The organism is Pseudomonas sp. NFACC24-1 (genome assembly GCF_900115235.1).
Taxonomy (GTDB): Bacteria; Pseudomonadota; Gammaproteobacteria; order Pseudomonadales; family Pseudomonadaceae; genus Aquipseudomonas; species Aquipseudomonas fluorescens_AA.
This window is the reverse complement of the sequence record NZ_FOVS01000012.1, coordinates 93,621-114,601: the sequence shown is the minus strand read 5'-3', so window position 1 is coordinate 114,601 and position 20,981 is coordinate 93,621. Positions and strand designations below refer to the sequence as shown.

General features: G+C 61.7%; 19 protein-coding genes and 1 pseudogene. 3 read left to right on the top strand and 17 right to left on the bottom strand.

Going from position 1 to position 20,981, the window contains the following annotated elements; genetic code table 11:
• Positions 1–74: 74 nt before the first annotated feature.
• Positions 75–1,913: an amidohydrolase gene (locus BM317_RS13500; protein WP_092474567.1), complete on the top strand. Its 1,839-nt coding sequence runs from the start codon at positions 75–77 to the stop codon at positions 1,911–1,913.
• 19 nt (positions 1,914–1,932) lie between these two features.
• Here the strand turns inward: BM317_RS13500 and BM317_RS31130 are convergent.
• A pseudogene (locus tag BM317_RS31130) lies at positions 1,933–2,043 on the bottom strand (metal ABC transporter ATP-binding protein); the annotation flags it as partial.
• 17 nt (positions 2,044–2,060) lie between these two features.
• Between BM317_RS31130 and ycaC the strand changes: the two are divergent.
• Both ycaC and BM317_RS13490 read left to right on the top strand, forming a co-directional pair.
• A complete protein-coding gene (ycaC, locus tag BM317_RS13495; RefSeq protein WP_014337664.1) occupies positions 2,061–2,690 on the top strand; it encodes an isochorismate family cysteine hydrolase YcaC in 630 nt (209 codons plus the stop codon).
• 250 nt (positions 2,691–2,940) lie between these two features.
• Positions 2,941–3,819, top strand: coding sequence for a LysR family transcriptional regulator (locus BM317_RS13490; protein WP_092474565.1), 879 nt, complete (start codon positions 2,941–2,943; stop codon positions 3,817–3,819).
• A 56-nt stretch (positions 3,820–3,875) separates the two neighbouring features.
• On the opposite strand, the gene BM317_RS13485 is transcribed toward BM317_RS13490, so the two are convergent.
• The 16 genes from BM317_RS13485 to BM317_RS13410 form a co-directional block, all read right to left on the bottom strand.
• The gene (locus BM317_RS13485; protein ID WP_053123224.1) at positions 3,876–4,352 is read right to left on the bottom strand and encodes a hemerythrin domain-containing protein; all 477 of its coding nucleotides are present in this window, start codon (positions 4,350–4,352) and stop codon (positions 3,876–3,878) included.
• A gap of 302 nt (positions 4,353–4,654) precedes the next feature.
• The gene (locus tag BM317_RS13480) at positions 4,655–4,930 is read right to left on the bottom strand and encodes a type II toxin-antitoxin system RelE/ParE family toxin (RefSeq protein ID WP_092167108.1); all 276 of its coding nucleotides are present in this window, start codon (positions 4,928–4,930) and stop codon (positions 4,655–4,657) included.
• Entirely contained in the window at positions 4,930–5,202 is a 273-nt protein-coding gene (locus tag BM317_RS13475; RefSeq protein ID WP_060741541.1) for a CopG family ribbon-helix-helix protein, read from the bottom strand. The genes BM317_RS13480 and BM317_RS13475 overlap by 1 nt, the downstream gene beginning before the upstream one ends.
• A gap of 260 nt (positions 5,203–5,462) precedes the next feature.
• A complete protein-coding gene (gene nuoN / locus BM317_RS13470; RefSeq protein ID WP_092167110.1) occupies positions 5,463–6,926 on the bottom strand; it encodes an NADH-quinone oxidoreductase subunit NuoN in 1,464 nt (487 codons plus the stop codon).
• Between the two features lie 7 nt (positions 6,927–6,933).
• Positions 6,934–8,466, bottom strand: coding sequence for an NADH-quinone oxidoreductase subunit M (gene nuoM / locus BM317_RS13465; protein ID WP_060741543.1), 1,533 nt, complete (start codon positions 8,464–8,466; stop codon positions 6,934–6,936).
• 39 nt (positions 8,467–8,505) lie between these two features.
• Positions 8,506–10,359 (bottom strand): NADH-quinone oxidoreductase subunit L, encoded by a 1,854-nt coding sequence (nuoL, locus tag BM317_RS13460; RefSeq protein ID WP_060741544.1) that lies wholly within the window; start codon positions 10,357–10,359, stop codon positions 8,506–8,508.
• Positions 10,356–10,664 (bottom strand): NADH-quinone oxidoreductase subunit NuoK, encoded by a 309-nt coding sequence (gene nuoK / locus BM317_RS13455; RefSeq protein ID WP_003180046.1) that lies wholly within the window; start codon positions 10,662–10,664, stop codon positions 10,356–10,358. The genes nuoL and nuoK overlap by 4 nt, the downstream gene beginning before the upstream one ends.
• 4 nt (positions 10,665–10,668) lie before the next feature.
• Entirely contained in the window at positions 10,669–11,169 is a 501-nt protein-coding gene (gene nuoJ, locus BM317_RS13450) for an NADH-quinone oxidoreductase subunit J (protein ID WP_060741545.1), read from the bottom strand.
• Positions 11,170–11,178: 9 nt separating this feature from the next.
• Positions 11,179–11,727 carry an NADH-quinone oxidoreductase subunit NuoI gene (nuoI, locus tag BM317_RS13445; RefSeq protein WP_003180051.1) on the bottom strand — a complete coding sequence of 183 codons (549 nt, stop codon included), beginning with the start codon at positions 11,725–11,727 and terminating at the stop codon, positions 11,179–11,181.
• Between the two features lie 11 nt (positions 11,728–11,738).
• Positions 11,739–12,746, bottom strand: a complete 1,008-nt coding sequence (gene nuoH / locus BM317_RS13440; RefSeq protein WP_025212983.1) for an NADH-quinone oxidoreductase subunit NuoH — start codon at positions 12,744–12,746, stop codon at positions 11,739–11,741.
• Entirely contained in the window at positions 12,743–15,457 is a 2,715-nt protein-coding gene (gene nuoG / locus BM317_RS13435; protein WP_092474563.1) for an NADH-quinone oxidoreductase subunit NuoG, read from the bottom strand. Before nuoG ends, nuoH begins: the two co-directional genes overlap by 4 nt.
• A gap of 137 nt (positions 15,458–15,594) precedes the next feature.
• The gene (nuoF, locus tag BM317_RS13430) at positions 15,595–16,950 is read right to left on the bottom strand and encodes an NADH-quinone oxidoreductase subunit NuoF (protein WP_092167115.1); all 1,356 of its coding nucleotides are present in this window, start codon (positions 16,948–16,950) and stop codon (positions 15,595–15,597) included.
• On the bottom strand, positions 16,947–17,444 hold the full coding sequence (gene nuoE / locus BM317_RS13425) for an NADH-quinone oxidoreductase subunit NuoE (protein ID WP_053123206.1): 498 nt from the start codon (positions 17,442–17,444) through the stop codon (positions 16,947–16,949). Before nuoE ends, nuoF begins: the two co-directional genes overlap by 4 nt.
• Positions 17,445–17,446: 2 nt before the next feature.
• A complete protein-coding gene (nuoC, locus tag BM317_RS13420) occupies positions 17,447–19,231 on the bottom strand; it encodes an NADH-quinone oxidoreductase subunit C/D (RefSeq protein WP_060741548.1) in 1,785 nt (594 codons plus the stop codon).
• Between the two features lie 72 nt (positions 19,232–19,303).
• Entirely contained in the window at positions 19,304–19,978 is a 675-nt protein-coding gene (locus BM317_RS13415; protein WP_030141322.1) for a NuoB/complex I 20 kDa subunit family protein, read from the bottom strand.
• Positions 19,979–19,988: 10 nt separating this feature from the next.
• Complete coding sequence (locus BM317_RS13410; RefSeq protein ID WP_003203367.1) at positions 19,989–20,402, bottom strand: NADH-quinone oxidoreductase subunit A; 414 nt, start codon at positions 20,400–20,402, stop codon at positions 19,989–19,991.
• Positions 20,403–20,981: the final 579 nt, after the last annotated feature.

The window sequence follows — 20,981 nt, the reverse complement described above, 5'->3', positions numbered from 1 at the left end:
CGGCCGCTACGCGACCGAGCGGGGATAAAGCCCCTCGCCACACATTCTATTTTTGATAGTTGAAGGAAAAACCTATGAACGCAGATCTGATTCTATTCAACGGTCAATTCCATACCGTCGACCGCGAGAAGCCTCGGGCCAGCGCAGTCGCCATCAGCCAGGGCCGCTTCGTCGCGGTGGGCACCGATGCCGAGGCCATGGCCCTGCGGGGCAGCGGCACCCAGGTCATCGACCTCAAGGGGCGTACCGTTATCCCCGGCCTCAACGACTCGCACTTGCACCTGATCCGTGGTGGCCTGAACTACAACCTGGAACTGCGCTGGGAAGGCGTGCCGTCCCTGGCCGATGCCTTGCGCATGCTCAAGGACCAGGCCGACCGCACGCCGACGCCCCAGTGGGTGCGCGTGGTGGGGGGCTGGAACGAATTCCAGTTTGCCGAAAAGCGCATGCCGACCCTGGAAGAACTCAACCAGGCGGCCCCCGATACGCCGGTATTCGTGTTGCACCTGTATGACCGCGCCTTGCTCAACCGCGCCGCGCTGCGGGTCGCCGGCTACACCCGTGACACGCCGAACCCGCCGGGTGGCGAGATCGTGCGTGACAGCAAGGGCGAGCCCACCGGCATGCTGGTGGCGCGGCCCAACGCGATGATCCTTTACTCGACGCTGGCAAAAGGGCCGAAGCTGCCGCTGGAATACCAGGTCAACTCCACGCGCCAGTTCATGCGGGAACTCAATCGCCTGGGCCTGACCAGCGCCATCGATGCCGGCGGCGGTTTCCAGAATTACCCGGACGACTACGCGGTGATCGAGCAGTTGGCCCGCGAGCAGCAGTTGACGGTGCGCATCGCCTACAACCTGTTCACCCAGAAGCCCAAGGAAGAACTCAGCGACTTCAAGAACTGGACCGGCAGCGTCAAGCTGCACCAGGGCGACGATTTCCTGCGGCACAACGGCGCAGGGGAAATGCTGGTGTTCTCGGCGGCGGATTTCGAGGACTTCCTCGAGCCGCGTCCGGACCTGCCGCCTGGCATGGAGCAGGACCTGGAACCGGTGGTCCGGCACCTGGTGGAGCAGCGCTGGCCATTCCGCTTGCACGCCACGTATGACGAATCCATCAGCCGCATGCTCGACGTGTTCGAGACGGTCAACCGCGATATTCCGTTCAACGGCCTGCCGTGGTTCTTCGACCACGCCGAGACCATCACGCCGAAGAACATCGAACGTGTGCGGGCGCTGGGCGGCGGCATTGCGATCCAGGACCGCATGGCCTTCCAGGGCGAATACTTCGTCGACCGCTACGGTGCCAAGGCCGCCGAAGCCACGCCGCCGATCAAGCGCATGTTGGCCGAAGGCGTACCGGTGGGCGCCGGCACCGATGCCACCCGCGTCTCCAGCTACAACCCCTGGACCTCGTTGTACTGGATGGTCAGCGGCCGCACGGTCGGCGGTCTTTCGTTGCACGAAGAGGGCCTGCCGCGCCTGACCGCGTTGGAACTGTTTACCCATGGCAGCGCCTGGTTCTCGTCGGAGCAGGGCAAGAAGGGCCAGATCAAGGTCGGCCAACTGGCGGACCTGGCGGCCCTGAGCGCGGACTTCTTCAGCGTCGAGGAAGAAGCCATCAAGTGGATCGAGTCGGTACTGACCGTTGTGGACGGCAAGGTGGTGTACGCCGCTGGTGATTTCGAAAAACTCGGCCCGGCCAGCGTCCCGGTTTTGCCCGACTGGTCACCGGTGGTCAAGGTCCCGGGCCATTGGCGCCCGACTTCGCCGTTGCAGGCTCAGGTCCACCAGTGCAGCGGTCCGTGCACGGTGCATGCCCACAGCCATGAACGGGCACGACTGTCGAACGTTCCGGTCAGCGATTTCCAAGGCTTCTGGGGCGCGTTTGGCTGTTCCTGCTTTGCCTTCTGACTGATACACACAGATCCCCCTGTGGGAGCGGGCTTGCTCGCGAATGCGGACTGACATTCAGCATTTTCGTCGACTGATACACCGCTTTCGCGAGCAAGCTCGCTCCCACCAGGGTTTTGTCACAATCCATCCCAAAGGAGTCATCCCATGAGCAACGTTCCCGCCTACAACCGTCTGAACAAAGACGACGCGGTGGTCCTGCTGGTCGATCACCAGACCGGCCTGATTTCCCTGGTCCAGGACTTCTCGCCCAACGAGTTCAAGAACAACGTGCTGGCCTTGGCCGACCTGGCGAAGTTCTTCGAACTGCCGACCATCCTGACCACCAGCTTCGAACAAGGCCCCAACGGCCCGATCGTGCCGGAGCTCAAGGAAATGTTCCCGGACGCGCCATACATCCCGCGTCCAGGCCAGATCAATGCCTGGGACAACGAAGATTTCGTCAAGGCGATCAAGGCCACCGGCCGCAAGCAATTGATCATCGCGGGCGTGGTCACCGATGTCTGCGTAGCGTTCCCGACCCTGTCGGCGCTGGCTGAAGGTTTCGACGTGTTCGTCGTGACCGATGCCTCGGGTACGTTCAACGAAACCGTGCAACAGGCCGCCTGGGTCCGCATGACCGCCGCCGGCGCGCAGATGATGAACTGGTTCTCGGTGGCCTGTGAGCTGCACCGCGACTGGCGCAACGACATCGAAGGCCTGGGCAACCTGTTGTCCCAGCGCATTCCGAACTACCGCAACCTGATGAACAGCTACTCGGCGCTGACGGCCAAGTAAGTAGTTTCCTGGCTGAACAGGTGCCCGCCAATGTGCGGGCATCTTTTTGTCTGGCCAATGACTCCTTGTGGCGAGGGGATTTATCCCCGTTGGGCCGCGCAGCGGTCCAAAAATAGGCCAACTGGGTGTGTCAGAATGTTTACGTGATTAATTATAGGGGCTGCTACGCAGCCCAGCGGGGATAAATCCCCTCGCCACAGGTTTTGTATTCGGCCTGATGTCTAAATAAAGCCCCACCCCAGGAATGACAATGAACCCCTTCGAAGAAATGCGCATCTTTGCCCAGGTCATGGAGTCAGGCAGCTTCACCGCCGCGGCGGACAAGCTGGGGCTGTCCAAGCAGTTCGTCAGCCGCAAGCTCATGGCATTGGAGCAGCGCCTGGGGGTGCGCCTGCTCAATCGCTCGACTCGCCGGCTGGACGTCACTCCGTTGGGCCAGCGCTATTACGAAGCGTCGCTGCGCCTGCTCAATGACGTCGAACAAGTGGAGCAGGGGATCAGCGGCCAGACCAGCGAACCTCGCGGGACCATTCGCCTCAGTGCGCCGCTGTCGTTCGCGGTAGCGCATCTGGGCAGCCTCTTGCCGGTTTTTCTGCAGCGCTATCCTGGTGTCAGCGTCGAAGTGGACCTGAGCGACCGTTCGGTAGACCTGCTGGGGGAGGGCTATGACCTGGCGCTGCGCATCGGCGTGCTGGAGGACTCGACGCTGATTGCCCGGCGCATCGCGACCATCGAGCGGGTGTACTGCGCCAGTCCCGCCTACCTGGCGCAAAAAGGCATACCCACGCGACCTGAAGACCTGCGTCATCATGACTGCCTGCCCTATGGTCACAGCCGCCAGGTGCAGTGGCGTTTCGCGGGGGCCGGCAAACCGTTGACCCTGGAGGTCACGGGACGCATGCGCGCCAATAACGGTGATTTGCTCAGGGACGCGGCCATCGCCGCAATGGGGGTCACTTACCTGCCCACCTTCATCCTCGGCGATGCCTTGAAGGAGGGTCGGTTGATCAAGGTGTTGGAGGGGTTCGAAACCGAGCCCCTGGCGCTGTCGGCGGTCTACCCGCAACATCGCCAAGGCTCACGCCCGGTGCAGGCGCTGGTGGAGTTTCTGCGCGAACAGATGCAGTAAAACGCCGCAATGCATTCCGCCGTCACAGACGGGCTAAAGCATTACGGCGTTGGGAGTCAGGCGGCGAGGTTGGCGCTGCTCAGCTCTTTTTTGTACTGCGCTTTCATGGTTTCCATTTCCGCACCCAAGGCGTCCAGTTTTGCCTTGCCCAGCAGTTTTTTCGCGTGGGGGAACATTTCTTTTTCTTCCTCCTCGATGTGGTGCTCAAGCAGCTCCTTGACCACTTTCACGCGACCGGCAAATTCTGGCTGGGTCGGGTCGGTGGTTTTCAAGTCCGGCAGCACCAGCGAATCGACGGTGCGGTGTTCTTCCTTGGCTTCGTAATACATTTCGGCCTCATCCTTGCCGCCTGCCTGTTTGAAAGCCGGATACAGAATCTCTTCTTCCAGACGGGTATGGATGGAAATTTCCATTTCCAGTTTCGCCAACAGGTCGGTGCGTTTTTTCACGGCGCGTTCGGTCGACTCGCTCAGTTGAGTCAGGATGGCTTTGACGCGTTCATGGTCGGCTTTCAACAGATCGATGGCGTTCATAAGTAGCTCCAGGCAATTCACGGTTACGGGCCGGCTTCAAGCGCCAACGCCGCGTATGAGATGAATTGCATCAGCCGTGCCAGCCGAATCGTCTTAAAAAAACGTTTAAAAACAATTGGTTGTATCAAGGTGGTTTTTCATGTTCGTGCAAGCTGCAAGAGGGCGGGAGAAATGGTCTTGCACTTTGACTGGCAGGCGCGCTGAGTTTCTGTGGGAGCGGGCTTGCTCACGAAAGCGGTAGGTCAGCTTGCATCGATGTTGAAGGTGCCGCTGTCATCGCGACCAGGCTGGCCGAGTCGACGTTATCGATCCTCACGTGTGTGCCACAGGCGCAGCAGGTACAGGGTGGAACCTACTATTTCGTAGCGCATCTCGTAGTGGCCGACCTGAATTGTGCGCACATCCCGAGGTTCGAACTCTTCCAGGCGTTCACCCATGCGTGGGTTGACCAGCAATGAGGTCGGTGCAGTCGTGAGCTGTTGTACTGTTCGTGCGGCAGCGGGTTGGTTCGCCGATGCCAGAAACTCATAGAGTCGGGCTATGCCGGACAGTGCCTTGCTGGTCCACTTCAACTCCATCAGCGCGGGACCGGTAACGGAGTGTCGGTATTGAGACTATCGGCCCAAGCCTGGACCGCCTGGTGATCAATCACACGGCCAGCGTCAACATCGGCCAGGGCCTCGAGGGTCAGACGACTGCGCTCCTCTTCCTGATCTATCCAAGCAGATAGAGCTTGTTTGACGATCCAGTTCCTGGAGCGCTCAAGGCGTTCAGCCATCAGGTCGACTTTTTCGGCCAGTTGCACTGGGACGTGGGCGGTGACAGAGCGAGTTTTCGTGGTGGTTGCCATGATGGATGACCCCTTTCAATTGGCGGGAATAGCCAGCCTTCTCAAACAACCGCTTCCAGGCCGATGATTAGCGATTTATTTTGTATCGATGTACAGCAATCTGATTCAAGGTTAATCATATTGAATAAGGTGGCAGCGTCAAGGACCTGAATCAGTCCGCGCTTCTTGTCTTATCTCGTATCACTCTTCGCGAACGAGAGCCAAAAAAATGCCCGTATCTTGCGATACGGGCACTTTCGATGGCTACAACGCTTGGGCGATCAGCCCACCAAGCCAGCCTGCTGGACCAAAGTCAGCAACGGCTGCGGGTACACGCCCAGGAAGAACGCCAACACGGCGATGGCCAGCAGCATCACGCCGCCTGCCTTCTGTTCCCAGTGCAACTCGGCATCGTGACGACGCAGGTTCGGTTCCATCAGGTACAGGGTGACCATCACGCGCAGGTAGTAGAACACGCCGATGGCACTGCCCAGCACCAGGGAGCCGACCAGCCACCATTGGTGAGCCTCGACGCCGGTGGCGATGATGTAGAACTTGCCGATGAAGCCGGCGGTCAGCGGGATGCCGGCCAGGGACAGCATCATCACGGTCAGCACGGCGGTCAGGTACGGACGGCGCCAGAACAGGCCGCGGTATTCGTACAGGGCGTCGGCGTCGCGGCCGTTGTACGGCGAGGACATCAGGGTGATCACGCCGAAGGCGCCGAGGCTGGTAATGACGTAGGTGACCAGGTACACGCCGATGGCTTCCACGGCCAGGCCCTTGCTGGCGATCAGGGCGATCAGCAGGTAGCCGAAGTGGGCGATGGACGAGTAACCCAGCAGACGCTTGAGGTTGCTCTGGGTCAGTGCCAGCAGGTTACCGAACAGGATCGACGCGATGGCGATGATGGTCAGCACGTTGCTCAGTACACCGCTGCTGGCCACGGGCGAGATCTGGAACAGCCGCACCATGACCGCGAACACCGCCACTTTCGACGCGGTGGCCAGGAACGCCGCCACCGGCGCCGGGGCGCCTTCGTAGACGTCCGGGGTCCAGAGGTGGAACGGTACCAACGACAGCTTGAACGCCAGGCCGATCAGCATCATGCCCAGGCCCAGTTGCGCGATCGGGCTAGGCAGGCCGGTGGCCGCCAGGGCCTGGCCGATGCCGACGAAGCTCAGGGTGCCGGCTTCGGCGTAGAGCAGGGCCATGCCGAACAACAGGAACGCGGAACCGGCCGCCGACAGCACCATGTACTTGATGCCGGCTTCCAGGGAACGCTTGTTGAAGAAGGCGTAGGCCACCAGGCCGTAGACCGGTACCGACAGCAGTTCCAGGCCGATGAACAGGCTGGCCAGGTGCTGCGCGCTGACCAGCACCAGGCCACCGGCGGCGGCCATCAGGATCAGCAGGTACAGTTCTTCGCGGTTGCCCGGGTAACCCGAGCCGCCATCGCCGAGGTAGGCGTGGGCGAGGGTGACGCAGGCCAGGGTGGCGACCAGGATCAACGCCATGTAGAGGCAGGCGAAGCTGTCGATCTGCATCAGTGGCGTGACCGCCAGTGGTGCGACTTTCAGGGCCGGCAAAATCGACAGCAGGGCCAGGTTCAGCCCCGCCACCGACAGCAGGAAGGTCTGCGAGTGATTGCGCCGCCAGGCGATCGCCAGCATCACCACGATGATCGTGGCGCTGGTGATCAACAGCGGCGCAAGCGCGATAAAGTGTTGAATCGTGAATTCCATAGCGCTCTTACCGGGCCGAAGCGAGTTGAGAGAAGGCGGTGCCGAGCCACTGCTGCACGCCATGCATCGTGGCGGCAGAGGTGTCGAGGAACGGTTGCGGGTACACGCCGAGGTAAACCAGCAGCACCGCAAGGCCGAGCACCATGATCAGTTCGCGACCGTCCATGCCACGCAACACTTCATCCGACTTGGCCGGACCGAAGTAGGCGCGGTGGATCATGATCAGCGAGTAGACCGAACCGAACACCAGGCCAGAGGTGGCAATCGCCGTGATCCAAGGCGCACTGACGAACGAGCCGATCAGGATCAGGAACTCGCCGACGAAGTTGCCCGTGCCCGGCAGGCCCAGGGACGCGGCCGCGAAGAACAGGCTGATGGCCGGCAGGTAGGCGATGCGCGACCAGATGCCGCCCATTTCACGCATGTCCCGGGTGTGCAGGCGCTCGTACAGCTGACCGCTGAGGATAAACAGCGCTGCCGCCGACAGGCCGTGGGCGAGCATCTGGATCACCGCGCCTTGCAGGGCCAACTGGCTGCCGGAGTAGATCCCGATCAGCACGAAGCCCATGTGCGAGACGCTGGAGAACGCGATCAGGCGCTTGATGTCGGTCTGGGCGAACGCCAGGAACGCACCGTAGAAAATTCCGATCAGGCCCAGGGTCATGGCAATCGGCGCGAACTCCGCCGAGGCATTGGGGAACAGCGGCAAGGCAAAGCGCAGCAGGCCGTAGGCCGCGGTCTTCAGCAAGATACCCGCCAGGTCCACGGAACCGGCGGTCGGCGCCTGGGCGTGGGCGTCCGGCAGCCAGGAGTGGAACGGCACCACCGGCAGCTTCACCGCGAAGGCGATGAAGAAGCCCAGCATCAGCACGTACTCGGTGGTGCGCGACATTTGCACTTTCAACAGGTCGGCGTAGTTGAAGGTAATCACGCCGGTGTTGTTGAAGTTGACCAGCACCAGGCCAAGGATCGCCACCAACATGATCAGGCCGGAAGCCTGGGTGAAGATGAAGAACTTGGTCGCCGCGTAGATCCGGGTTTTCTTGCCGTCCGAAGAACTGTGACCCCAGAGCGCGATGAGGAAGTACATCGGCACCAGCATCATTTCCCAGAAGAAGAAGAACATGAACAGGTCCAGCGCCAGGAACACGCCGACGACACCGCCCAGGATCCACATCAGGTTCAGGTGGAAGAAACCGACGTGACGCTGGATCTCTTTCCAGGAGCAGAGGACCGAGAGAATACCCAGCAGGCCGGTCAGCAGGATCATCAGCAACGACAGGCCGTCGAGGGCCAGGTGCACGCTGATGCCGAAGCGAGCGATCCAGGCGTGCTTGAACTCAAGTGCCCAGGTCGGATCGGCGCCAGGGGCCGGAGCGAATGAATAGTCGCCGGTCGCCCACAGCCAGAGGCCGAGCGCGAGTTCCAGGGACATGGTCAGCAGCGCAATCCAGCGCGGGAGCGTGGAGCTGGAGCGCTCCGCGATCCAGCACAGCAGGCCGCCGATGAAGGGGATCAGGATTAGCCAGGGCAGAATCATGACGGGCTCGTTTCCTTTCGCAAGTTCGCAAGGTTCATATCAGACCGCTACCAGCACGATGGCGCCGATAACCAGCACGGCGCCAGCCGCCATGGAAGCCGCATACCAACGCAGTTGACCGGTCTCGGTACGGCTCAGGGCGGTGTGACCGCCCTTGGCCATGCGCGGGATCAGGCCAATGGTCTGGTCGAGCGGGTCTTTGCGCAGAATGTGGCTGATCGCAAGGTATGGCTTGACGAACAGTTTGTCGTAGATCCAGTCGAAGCCCCAGGCGGCGAACCACCAGGCCGAAAGGAACCGCCCGATGCCGCTGTTGGCGACCGCCGTGACGAAACGACGCTTGCCCAGGAACAGCAGGGCGGCCAGCAGGATACCCGCCAGGGCGATGGCGCCCGAGGCGATTTCCAGGCTGTGCTTGGCTTCGCCGCCGGCATGGCCGACGCTTTGCGGCAGCACATCGGCCAGCGGTGGGGTGATCAGGGCGCCGACGAAGGTCGACAGCACGATCAGCACCGACAGCGGCAGCCAGTGGGCAATTCCGTGGCCGGCATGGGCTTCGGTCTTGGCTTCACCGTGGAACGCGATGAAGATCAGGCGGAAGGTGTACAGCGAGGTCATGAACGCACCCACCAGGCCGGCATAGAGCAGGCCTTGGTTACCGCTGGCGAAGGCTTCCCAGAGGATCTCGTCCTTGGAGTAGAAACCGGCGGTGACCAGTGGCAGGGCCGCCAGGGCCGCGCCGCCGACGATGAAGCTGGCGTAGGCCAGCGGCAGTTTCTTCCACAGGCCGCCCATCTTGAAGATGTTCTGCTCGTGGTGGCAGGCCACGATCACCGCACCGGACGCCAGGAACAGCAGGGCCTTGAAGAAGGCGTGGGTCATCAGGTGGAAGATCGCGCCTTCCCAGGCACCCACGCCCAGGGCCAGGAACATGTAGCCGATCTGGCTCATGGTCGAGTAGGCGAGGATGCGCTTGATGTCGGTCTGTACCAGGGCGGCAAAACCGGCCAGCACCAGGGTCACACCGCCAACAATGCCAACCAGGTGCAGGATGTCCGGCGCCAGGGCGAACAGACCGTGGGTGCGGGCGATCAGGTAGACGCCCGCGGTCACCATGGTCGCGGCGTGGATCAGTGCCGAGACCGGGGTAGGGCCGGCCATCGCGTCCGCCAACCAGGTCTGCAGCGGCAGTTGTGCGGATTTACCAACGGCACCGCCCAGCAGCATCAGGGTCGCCAGGACGATCCAGAAGTCGCCGACCTTGAAGTGCTCGGGTGCCTTGACCAGCAGTTCCTGGATGTTCAGCGTGCCCAGTTGCTGGAACAGGATGAACAGGCCGATGGCCATGAACACGTCGCCGATCCGGGTCACGATGAACGCCTTGAGTGCGGCGTTGCCGTTGTTGCGGTTGCTGTAGTAGAAACCGATCAACAGGTACGAGCACAGGCCCACGCCTTCCCAGCCGAAGTACAGGAACAACAGGTTATCGCCGAGCACCAGGAACAGCATGCTGGCGATGAACAGGTTGGTGTAGGCGAAGAAGCGCGAGTAACCGGCTTCACCGCGCATGTACCAGGACGCGAACAGGTGGATCAGGAAACCCACGCCGACCACCACGCCGAGCATGGTGACCGAGAGGCCGTCCAGGTACAGGGCGAAGTTCGGCGTGAAGCCTTCCACCGCCATCCACTGCCACAGCACTTGCACGTACCGGCCACCTTCCGGCGGGGCGACGTTGAATTGCCAGATCACGTAGGCCGTGACGATGGCAGACAGGCCGATGGAACCCACGCCAACCAGCGCCGACAGGTTTTCCGACCAGCGTCCACGGGAGAACGACAGCAGCAGGAAACCGACAAGAGGAAATATGAAAGTCAGGAAGAGAAGGTTCATCCGCGCATCTCGCTGGCAGCGTCAATATCGAGAGTGTGGAAGCGGCGATACAGCTGCAACAGGATCGCCAGGCCGATACTGGCCTCGGCGGCTGCCAGGCTGATCACCAGGATGAACATGATCTGTCCATCCGGCTGCGCCCAGCGAGCGCCCGCGACGATGAAGGCCAGGGCGGAGGCATTCATCATGACCTCCAGGCTCATCAACACGAACAGAATGTTGCGGCGGACCATCAGGCCGACCAGACCGAGACAGAACAGGATGCCGGCAACCGCCAGGCCATGTTCGAGAGGGATAGCAGGCATGTGATTACTCCTTCGCCTCGTTACGGCCCAAATGGAACGCCGTGACGGCTGCGGCAAGCAGCAGCATCGAGGCGAGTTCGACCACCAGCAGGTACGGACCGAACAGGCTGATGCCCACGGCCTTGGCGCCTACGGTGGTGTGGCCGATGGCCTGGCCGCTCTGGTGAGCGAACAGCACATACAGCAGTTCACCCAGCAGCAGGGCGGCGAGAATCACCGGCCCCGCCCAGATGCCCGGCTTGAGCCAGGAGCGTTCCTGCTGGACCGCGGCCGGGCCGAGGTTGAGCATCATCACCACGAACACGAACAGCACCATGATGGCGCCGGCGTAGGCGATCACTTCCAGGGCACCGGCGAACGGCGCGCCGAGGGCGAAGAAGGTCATGGCCACGGCGATCAGCGAAATGATCAGGTAGAGCAGGGCATGTATGGGATTGGTGTTGGTGACCACACGAAGCGTGGACACCACCGCGATACCCGATGCGAAATAGAAAGCGAATTCCATCTTTCTTCCTTAAGGCAGCAAGCTCTTCACGTTGATCGGTTCGGCTTCATTCTGCGCGGCGCCTTTTGGCTTACCGGCAATGGCCATGCCTGCAACACGATAGAAGTTGTAATCAGGGTTTTTACCGGGACCGGAAATCAGCAGATCTTCTTTCTCGTACACCAGGTCCTGACGTTTGAACTCGGCCATTTCGAAATCCGGCGTGAGCTGGATCGCGGTGGTCGGGCAGGCTTCCTCGCAGAGGCCGCAGAAAATGCAGCGCGAGAAGTTGATGCGGAAGAAGTCCGGGTACCAGCGACCGTCTTCGGTTTCAGCTTTCTGCAGCGAGATGCAACCTACCGGGCACGCCACGGCGCACAGGTTGCAGGCCACGCAGCGTTCCTCGCCGTCGGGGTCGCGGGTCAGGACGATGCGGCCACGGTAACGGGGTGCCAGGTAGACCGGCTCTTCCGGGTATTGCAGGGTGTCGCGCTTGCGAAAGCCATGGCCGAAGATCATGACCAGGCTTCGCAGTTGGGTACCGGTACCCTTAACGATGTCGCCAATATATTTGAACATGGGTCAAATCCTCACTGAACCGCGGCCGCAGGCGCGTTCATCAAAACGATCGCAGCGGTCACCAGCATGTTGATCAGGGTCAGCGGCAGGCAGAATTTCCAGCTGAAGTCCATCACCTGGTCGTAGCGCGGGCGCGGGATCGAGGCGCGCAGCAGGACGAACAGCATGATGAAGAACGCGGTCTTCAGGGCGAACCAGACGAAGGACAGTTGCGGCAGGATGCCGAACGGACCGTGCCAGCCACCGAAGAACAGCGTCACCAGCAGCGCCGAGATCAGGATGATGCCGATGTACTCACCGACGAAGAACATGCCCCATTTCATGCCGGCATATTCAATGTGGTAACCGTCGGCCAGTTCCTGTTCCGCTTCCGGCTGGTCGAAGGGGTGACGGTGAGTCACGGCCACGCCAGCGATGAAGAAGGTACAGAAACCGAAGAACTGCGGAATGATGAACCACAGGTTCTGGGCCTGGTACTCGACGATGTCGCGCATGTTGAACGAGCCGGCCTGGATCACGATGCCCATGAGCGCCAGGCCCATGAACACTTCGTAGGACACGGTCTGGGCCGAGGCCCGCAGGCTGCCCAGCAGGGCGAACTTGTTGTTGCTCGACCAGCCGGCGAACAGCACCGCGTACACCGACAGGCCGGCCATGGCGAAGAAGAACAGCAGGCCGATGTTCAGGTCCGCCACGCCCCAGGTCGGGGTGATCGGGATGATCGCGAAGGCGATCAGCAAGGCGCTCATGGCCACGACCGGTGCCAGGGTGAAGATCACCTTGTCGGCAAACGGCGGTGTCCAGTCTTCCTTGAAGAACATCTTGATCATGTCGGCGGCGATCTGGAACATGCCGAACGGGCCGACGCGGTTCGGACCGTAGCGGTCCTGCCACCAGCCCAGCAGTCGACGTTCGACGAAGCTCAGCAACGCGCCGCAGACCACCACGGCCAGCAGGATCACGATGGCCTTGAGGACCGTCAGGATCACAGCGATCACTTCAGGGGTGAACCAGCTCATTGCGCTGCCTCCTGCAGACCGTCGACGGTTTTGCCGAATATCGCCGGTGGAATACCCGCCAAACCGGCCGGCAGGGCCACCAGGCCGGCGCCCAGTTCTTCATTGATGCGCAGCGGCAGACGCAGGGTCTGGCCGGCCACGTTCAGGCTCAGCAAGGCGCCATCGTTGACGCCCAGGCGGTCGGCTTCGGACTTGGCCAGCGCCACGTAGGCGGCCGGGATGCGTTCCTGCACCGGTGCGGCCTTGGAAGAGTTCTCTTCGCTGCCGAACAGGTGATGGAACGGCACGACCTGCCAGGTGCCCGGTGCCGGGTTGAAGGCGCGTGGCACGCTGGCGAACCAGCTCAGGCCATCGCCCTGGCTTTCGATCAGGCGGGTGCCCGGGTCGCCGGCACGCAGGTGACCACCGACTTCGTCCTGGAACTTGTTCCAGGCTTGCGGCGAGTTCCAGCCCGGCGACCAGGCGAACGGCACTTGCGAGCGCGGTTCGGTGGAGCCCGAGTAGCCTTCCATGGAGAACGAGAACGCGGTATCCGTGTCCTGGGAGGTGCGCGGTTCGTGGACGCTGATATTTGCGCGCATGGCGGTACGGCCACTGTAGCGCAGGGGTTCGCGCGCCAGTTTCAGGCCTTTGATGCGGAACGAAGCCGACGGGGCGGCATCGACGATGCGCGCCAGTTGCGGGTTGCTCTCGGCGCAGGCAGCGGTGGCATGGTCCAGTTGCGTCCAGTCCACTGGCTGGTCCAGCAGGGTCGAGCGCAGGGCGTGCAGCCAGCGCCAGCCTTCATGAACCAGGATGCTGGCGTCCAGGTAAGTCGGGTCGAACACCTGGAAGAAGCGCTGGGCGCGGCCTTCCTGGCTGACCAGCGTACCGTCGCCTTCGGCGAAGCTCGCCGCCGGCAGCACCAGGTGGGCGCGGTCGGTGGTGGCGGTTTTCTGATGGTCGGCGACGATCACCACTTTCGCGGCGTTCAGGGCGGCGTCCACCCGGGCTTTGTCGGTGCGGGTGTAGAGGTCGTTTTCCAGCACGACGATGGCGTCGGCACTGCCGTCGATCACCGCTTGCAGGGCTGCGTCCACCGATTCGCCCCCGAGCATGGCCAGGCCGAGGCTGTTGGCTTCCGGCACGATCAGGCTGATGGAACCGTTCTTCTCGCGCAGTTTCAAGGCTTTGGCGATGTTGGCGGCGGCTTCGATCAAGGCCTTGGAACCCAGGGAGGTGCCGGCGATGATCAATGGGCGCTTGGCCGCCAGCAGGGCGTCGGCGATGCGTTGGGCCAGGGCGGCGGCTTCGCTGTCCAGGCCGTCGACGGCCGGGGCGCTGGCGTCCAGGGCGTGGGCCACGGCGAAACCGATGCGGGCCAGGTCGTCGGGAGCGGCGTGGACGCATTCTTCGGCCACGTCGTCGAGCTTGGTTTCAGCGAGACTGGCGATGAACAGCGGGTTCAGCGCGTGCTGGCCGATGTTCTTCACGGCGGCGTCGAGCCATGGCTGCACGCGCATGGCGTCGGCCATGTCCTCGGCCTTGCCCTTGACCGATTGGCGCAGGGCCAGGGCCATGCGGGCGGCGGTCTGGGTCAGGTCTTCGCCAAGGACGAACACCGCGTCGTGGTCTTCGATGTCGCGCATCGTCGGCACCGGCAGCGGGCTGTCCTTGAGCACTTGCAGCACCAGGCGGATGCGTTCCAGCTCGCCGGCTTCGATGCCACTGTAGAAGTGCTCGGCGCCGACCAGTTCACGCAGGGCGTAGTTGCTTTCCAGGCTGGCCCGTGGCGAACCGATGCCGACGATGTTGCGACCGCGCAGCAGCTCGGCGGCCTTGTCCAGCGCTTCGTCCAGGCTCAGCTTGGCGCCGCCCGCCAGCTGCGGTTGGCGTGGGCGATCCTTGCGGTTGACGTAGCCATAGCCGAAACGGCCACGGTCACACAGGAAATACTGGTTCACCGAACCGTTGAAGCGGTTTTCGATGCGACGCAGTTCGCCGTAGCGTTCGCCCGGGGAAATGTTGCAACCGCTGGAGCAGCCATGGCAGATGCTTGGCGAGAACTGCATGTCCCACTTGCGGTTGTAGCGTTCGGAGTGAGTCTTGTCGGTGAACACACCGGTCGGGCAGACCTCGGTGAGGTTGCCGGAGAACTCGCTTTCCAGGGTGCCGTCTTCGACGCGACCGAAGTACACGTTGTCGTGGGCACCGAACACGCCCAGGTCGGTGCCGCCGGCGTAGTCCTTGTAGAAACGCACGCAGCGGTAGCAGGCGATGCAGCGGTTCATCTCGTGGGAGATGAACGGGCCCAGTTGCTGGTTCTGGTGGGTGCGCTTGGTGAAGCGATAACGGCGCTCGTTGTGGCCGGTCATCACGGTCATGTCTTGCAGGTGGCAGTGGCCGCCTTCCTCACAGACCGGGCAGTCGTGAGGGTGGTTGGTCATCAGCCATTCGACGACGCTGGCGCGAAACACTTTCGCTTCTTCGTCGTCGATGGAGATCCAGCTGCCGTCGGTGGCGGGGGTCATGCAGGACATGACGATCCGACCACGCTTGTCGTTTTCGTCGGTGTACTGCTTGACCGCGCACTGGCGACAAGCGCCAACGCTGCCAAGGGCGGGGTGCCAGCAGAAATAAGGAATGTCGAGGCCCAGGGACAGACATGCCTGTAACAGGTTGTCTGCGCCATCGACTTCGAGCTCTTTGCCGTCTACGTGGATAGTGGCCATGGTTCAAAGTTCTTCGTTGGCCCGGTGTCAGCGGGCGTGGCTAATGGAATCTTGTTGTTCGCGTGAATCAACACAGCCGCTTACGGCGTCATCACACGAGAAGACGAAGGGCACGGACCCTTCGCCTTTTTTAGCGTTTACGCGCCGACTACGATCGGCTTTGCCAGAGGCGGGACGACGGCGCTGGTGGGCGCGATGCCGGCTTCGAACTCTGGACGGAAGTATTTGATGGCGCTGCCCAACGGCTCCACGGCACCCGGTGCGTGAGCACAGAAGGTCTTGCCTGGGCCGAGGAAACCCACCAGACCCAGCAGGGTCTCGATATCGCCGGCCTGGCCTTCGCCATTTTCAATGGCTCGCAGCAGCTTGACGCTCCACGGCAAGCCGTCACGGCAAGGGGTGCAGAAACCGCACGACTCACGGGAGAAGAACTCTTCCATGTTGCGCAGCAGCGACACCATGTTGACGCTGTCGTCCACCGCCATGGCCAGGCCGGTACCCATGCGGGTACCCACCTTGGCGATGCCGCCGGCGTACATTTGGGCGTCCAGGTGTTCCGGCAGCAGGAAACCGGTACCGGCGCCGCCGGGCTGCCAGCACTTGAGCGTGTAGCCGTCGCGCATGCCGCCGGCGTAGTCTTCGAACAGCTCGCGGCCGGTGATGCCGAACGGCAGTTCCCACAGGCCAGGGTTCTTGACCTTGCCGGAGAAGCCCATGAGCTTGGTGCCCATGTCTTCGCTGCCGTCGCGGGCCAGGGATTTGTACCACTCCACGCCGTCGGCAATGATCGCCGGCACGTTGCACAAGGTCTCTACGTTGTTCACGCAGGTCGGCTTGCCCCACACGCCCACGGCGGCAGGGAAGGGCGGCTTGGAGCGTGGGTTGGCGCGGCGGCCTTCGAGGGAGTTGATCAGCGCGGTTTCTTCACCGCAGATGTAGCGCCCGGCGCCGGTGTGGACGAACAGCTCGAAATCGAAGCCGCTGCCCAGGATGTTCTTGCCCAGCAGGCCCGCGGCCTTGGCTTCTTCCACGGCACGGTTCAGGTGCTTGGCGGCGGTGGTGTATTCGCCACGCAGGAAGATGTAGCCACGGTAGGTCTTCAGCGCACGGGCGCTGATCAGCATGCCTTCGATCAGCAGATGGGGCAGTTGCTCCATCAGCATGCGGTCCTTCCAGGTGTTGGGTTCCATTTCATCCGCGTTGCACAGCAGGTAGCGGATGTTGATGGATTCGTCCTTGGGCATCAGGCCCCACTTCACACCTGTGGGGAAGCCCGCGCCGCCACGACCTTTAAGGCCGGAATCCTTCACGGTCTGGACGATGTCGTCCTGGGCCATGTCGGTGAACGCCTTGCGCGCGGCGGCGTAGCCGTTCTTGGCCTGGTACTCGTCCAGCCATACCGCTTCGCCGTCGTCACGCAGACGCCAGGTCAGGGGATGGGTTTCGGCCGAACGCTGGATGCGGTTGGCGGGCCCGAAGGAAGTCAGGGTCATACGTAGCCCTCCAGCAGTTTGGCGACGCCATCAGGCTGGACGTCACCGAAGGTGTCGTCGTCGATCATCAGCGCCGGTGCCTTGTCGCAGTTGCCCAGGCAGCACACCGGCAGCAGGGTGAAGCGGCCGTCGGCGGTGGTCTGGCCCAGGCCGATGCCCAGCTTGCTCTGGAGCTCGCCGACCACCGATTCGTGGCCGCCGATGTAGCAGACCATGCTGTCGCAGACGCGGATGATGTGACGGCCCACTGGCTGGCGGAAAATCTGGCTGTAGAAAGTGGCGACGCCTTCGACGTCGCTGGCCGGGATGCCGAGGATCTCGCCGATGGCGTAGAGCGCGCCGTCAGGCACCCAGCCACGTTCCTTCTGGACGATCTTCAAGGCTTCGATCGACGCCGCGCGCGGGTCTTCGTAGTGATGCAGCTCGTGCTCGATGGCCGAGCGCTCGGTTTCGCTCAGGGCGAAACGGTCTGTCTGGATAAGCGTGCTGTTCATGCTTAGCGGTCCACGTCGGCCATAACGAAATCGATACTACCCAGGTACGCGATCAAGTCCGCGACCATGCTGCCTTTGATCACCGAAGGGATCTGCTGCAGGTGCGGGTAGCTTGGGGTGCGAATCCGGGTGCGGTAGCTCATGGTGCCGCCATCGCTCGTCAGGTAATAACTGTTGATGCCCTTGGTCGCTTCGATCATCTGGAAGGACTCGTTGGCCGGCATGACCGGGCCCCACGAAACCTGCAGGAAGTGCGTGATCAGGGTCTCGATGTGCTGCAGCGTGCGCTCTTTGGGCGGCGGCGTGGTCAGCGGGTGATCCGCCTTGTACGGGCCTTCCGGCATGTTGCGCAGGCATTGGTCGATGATCTTGATGCTCTGGCGCATTTCCTCGACACGAACCATGCAGCGGTCATAGGCGTCACCGTTGGCCGCCAGCGGTACTTCGAATTCGAAGTTTTCGTAGCCGGAGTAGGGGCGCGCCTTGCGCAGGTCGAAGTCGCAACCGGTGGAACGCAGGCCGGCACCGGTGACGCCCCATTCCAGGGCCTCCTTGGTGTTGTAGGCGGCGACCCCGATGGTACGACCCTTGAGGATGCTGTTCTGCAGGGCGGCCTTGGTGTATTCGTCCAGGCGCTTGGGCATCCACTCGACGAAGTCCTTGACCAGCTTTTCCCAGCCGCGCGGCAGGTCGTGGGCCACGCCACCGATGCGGTACCAGGCCGGGTGCAGGCGGAAACCGGTGATGGCTTCGATCACCGTGTAGGCCTTCTGGCGGTCGGTGAAGGTGAAGAACACCGGCGTCATCGCCCCCACGTCCTGGATATAGGTACCCAGGAACAGCAGGTGGCTGGTGATGCGGAAGAACTCGGCCATCATGATGCGGATGACGTCGACCTTCTCCGGGACCTTGATCCCGGCCAGTTTCTCCACCGACAGTACGTACGGCAGGTTGTTCATCACGCCGCCGAGGTAGTCGATACGGTCGGTGTACGGGATGAAGCTGTGCCAGGACTGGCGCTCGGCCATTTTCTCGGCGCCACGGTGGTGGTAGCCGATGTCCGGCACGCAGTCGACGATCTCTTCGCCGTCCAGTTGCAGGATGATGCGGAACGCACCGTGGGCCGAAGGGTGGTTCGGGCCCAGGTTGAGGAACATATAGTCCTCGTTGGCGCCCGAACGCTTCATGCCCCAGTCTTCAGGCTTGAAGCGCGCGGCTTCTTCCTCGAGCTGTTGCTTGGCCAGGGACAGGCTGAATGGGTCGAACTCGGTGGCACGGGCCGGGAAGTCCTTGCGCAAAGGGTGACCTTCCCAGGTCGGCGGCATCATGATGCGGGTCAGGTGCGGGTGGCCGGGGAAGTCGATCCCGTACATGTCCCACACTTCACGCTCGTACCAGTTGGCGTTCGGCCAGATGCCGGTCACGGTCGGCACGCTGAGGTCGCTCTCGGACAAGGCGACCTTGATCATTACGTCACTATTACGCTCGATCGACATCAAGTGATAGAAAACGGTGAAGTCGACGCCGTCGGGCAGCCCTTGACGCTTGGTGCGCAGGCGCTCGTCCACGCCGTGCAGGTCATAGAGCATGACGTACGGCTTGGGCAGGTTGCGCAGGAACGTCAGGACTTCGACGAGTTTGGCGCGGGCGACCCAAAGCACCGGCATGCCGGTACGGGTCGGCTGGGCGGTGAACGCCTCGGGGCCAAAACGGTTGTTCAGTTCGACGACCACATCCTGGTCGTCTGCCTTGTAAGGCGGGATGTACAGAGCACTGCCTGTAGTCATGGTTATTTATCGCTTTCGGTCAACGTAAAGAATGAAGCCAGGTTCTCGTTTCTTGTACAGAGCAGAGCTGGATCAGACTTCGTCGGGGCTGCGCAGGTTGGTGACTGCGATACGCTGTTCGCGGCGCTGTTCCTTTTGCGACGGCATCTCGGCGCGATAGACGCCTTGATCGCCAACGACCCAGGACAGTGGGCGACGCTCCTGGCCAATCGACTCCTGCAACAGCATCAAGCCTTGCAGGAAAGCTTCTGGGCGAGGCGGGCAGCCGGGCACGTAGACGTCCACGGGCAGGAACTTGTCCACCCCTTGAACGACAGAGTAGATGTCGTACATGCCACCGGAGTTGGCGCACGAACCCATGGAGATGACCCACTTGGGCTCGAGCATTTGCTCGTAGAGACGCTGGATGATCGGCGCCATCTTGATGAAGCAGGTACCGGCGATAACCATGAAATCCGCCTGGCGCGGCGATGCCCGGATCACCTCGGCGCCAAAGCGCGCGATGTCGTGGGGCGCCGTGAAGGCGGTGGTCATTTCCACGTAGCAGCACGAAAGGCCGAAGTTGTACGGCCACAGGGAGTTCTTGCGACCCCAGTTGACCGTGCTGTTCAGCACGTCTTCGAGCTTGCCCATGAAGATGTTTTTGTGGACTTGATCTTCTAACGGATCGGCGACGGTTTCCCGTTTGCCAATCGGATACTGCTCGTTAGGAGCATCGGGGTCGATCCTGGTGAGATTGTATTGCATTGCCAAAGCCTCATTGTTTCAGCTTCGCTTGCCGCTTGCGCCGAGCTTCCGGAGCCCAATCAAGTGCCCCCACCCGGTAAAGGTAGACAAGACCTGCCAACAGAATTGCTATGAAAACGAGAGCTTCGACGAATCCGGTCCAGCCGCTTTCGCGGACGGACACAGACCAGGCAAAGAGAAAGAGGGCTTCGATATCGAAGATCACGAACAGCATCGCGACCAGATAGAATTTGGCTGAGAGCCGCAAGCGGGCGCCACCGGTAGGCAGCATGCCGGACTCGAACGGTTCATTTTTGCTGCGGCCCCAGGCTTTTGACCCAAGCAGGCTCGACACACCGAGCATGAAAGCACACAGGCCAACAACGCCCAGAAGGAAAATGGCAAAGCCCCAATTGTGGGCCATGAGTCCTGTCGCTTCGGACATGCTGGAAATCCTTAACAGAGAGCAAAGGTCTCTGAGCTTGAATGAAATAAAGCAGTGACGATATGTCGCAGCAATCAATCGCGGTGATTTTATGGCTAAACACCGGGCAAGTAAAATTCCTATAGCGAAATTATTTATTGGAATAAGGACATAGCGCGCCTCCAGGACCCTGCGGCCCCGGCCCCGTGGGCGTTGGCCGGCTATTCATCAATAATATTTCGTGCGGAATGTAACAATGATAACGACTTTCAAATGATAATTATTATTATCTGTGCCGACCTTTTCTACAGTGCACTTAGTGTCGTGTCTGAGAGGCTGTCTTAATCGTCGCTACTGCAATTGTCAGCGTCGGACGTTTTACTCCTTTTCGGACTGCCCAATACTGCGTTCGATCAATTTTTCTAGCGCTGCGCCGAAGTTTTATGGGGGCTGCTCCCGTGGAAGCCAGGCTTGCTCGCGATGTCGACAACGCAGTCCCGAGGCAAGACTGCCTTATCGTTCATCACAGCCAAGCCTGGCTTCCACAGGTGCAGGCTTGCTCTTACAGCGTAGGTGGCTTCAAAGAAAACGGGTAAAAAA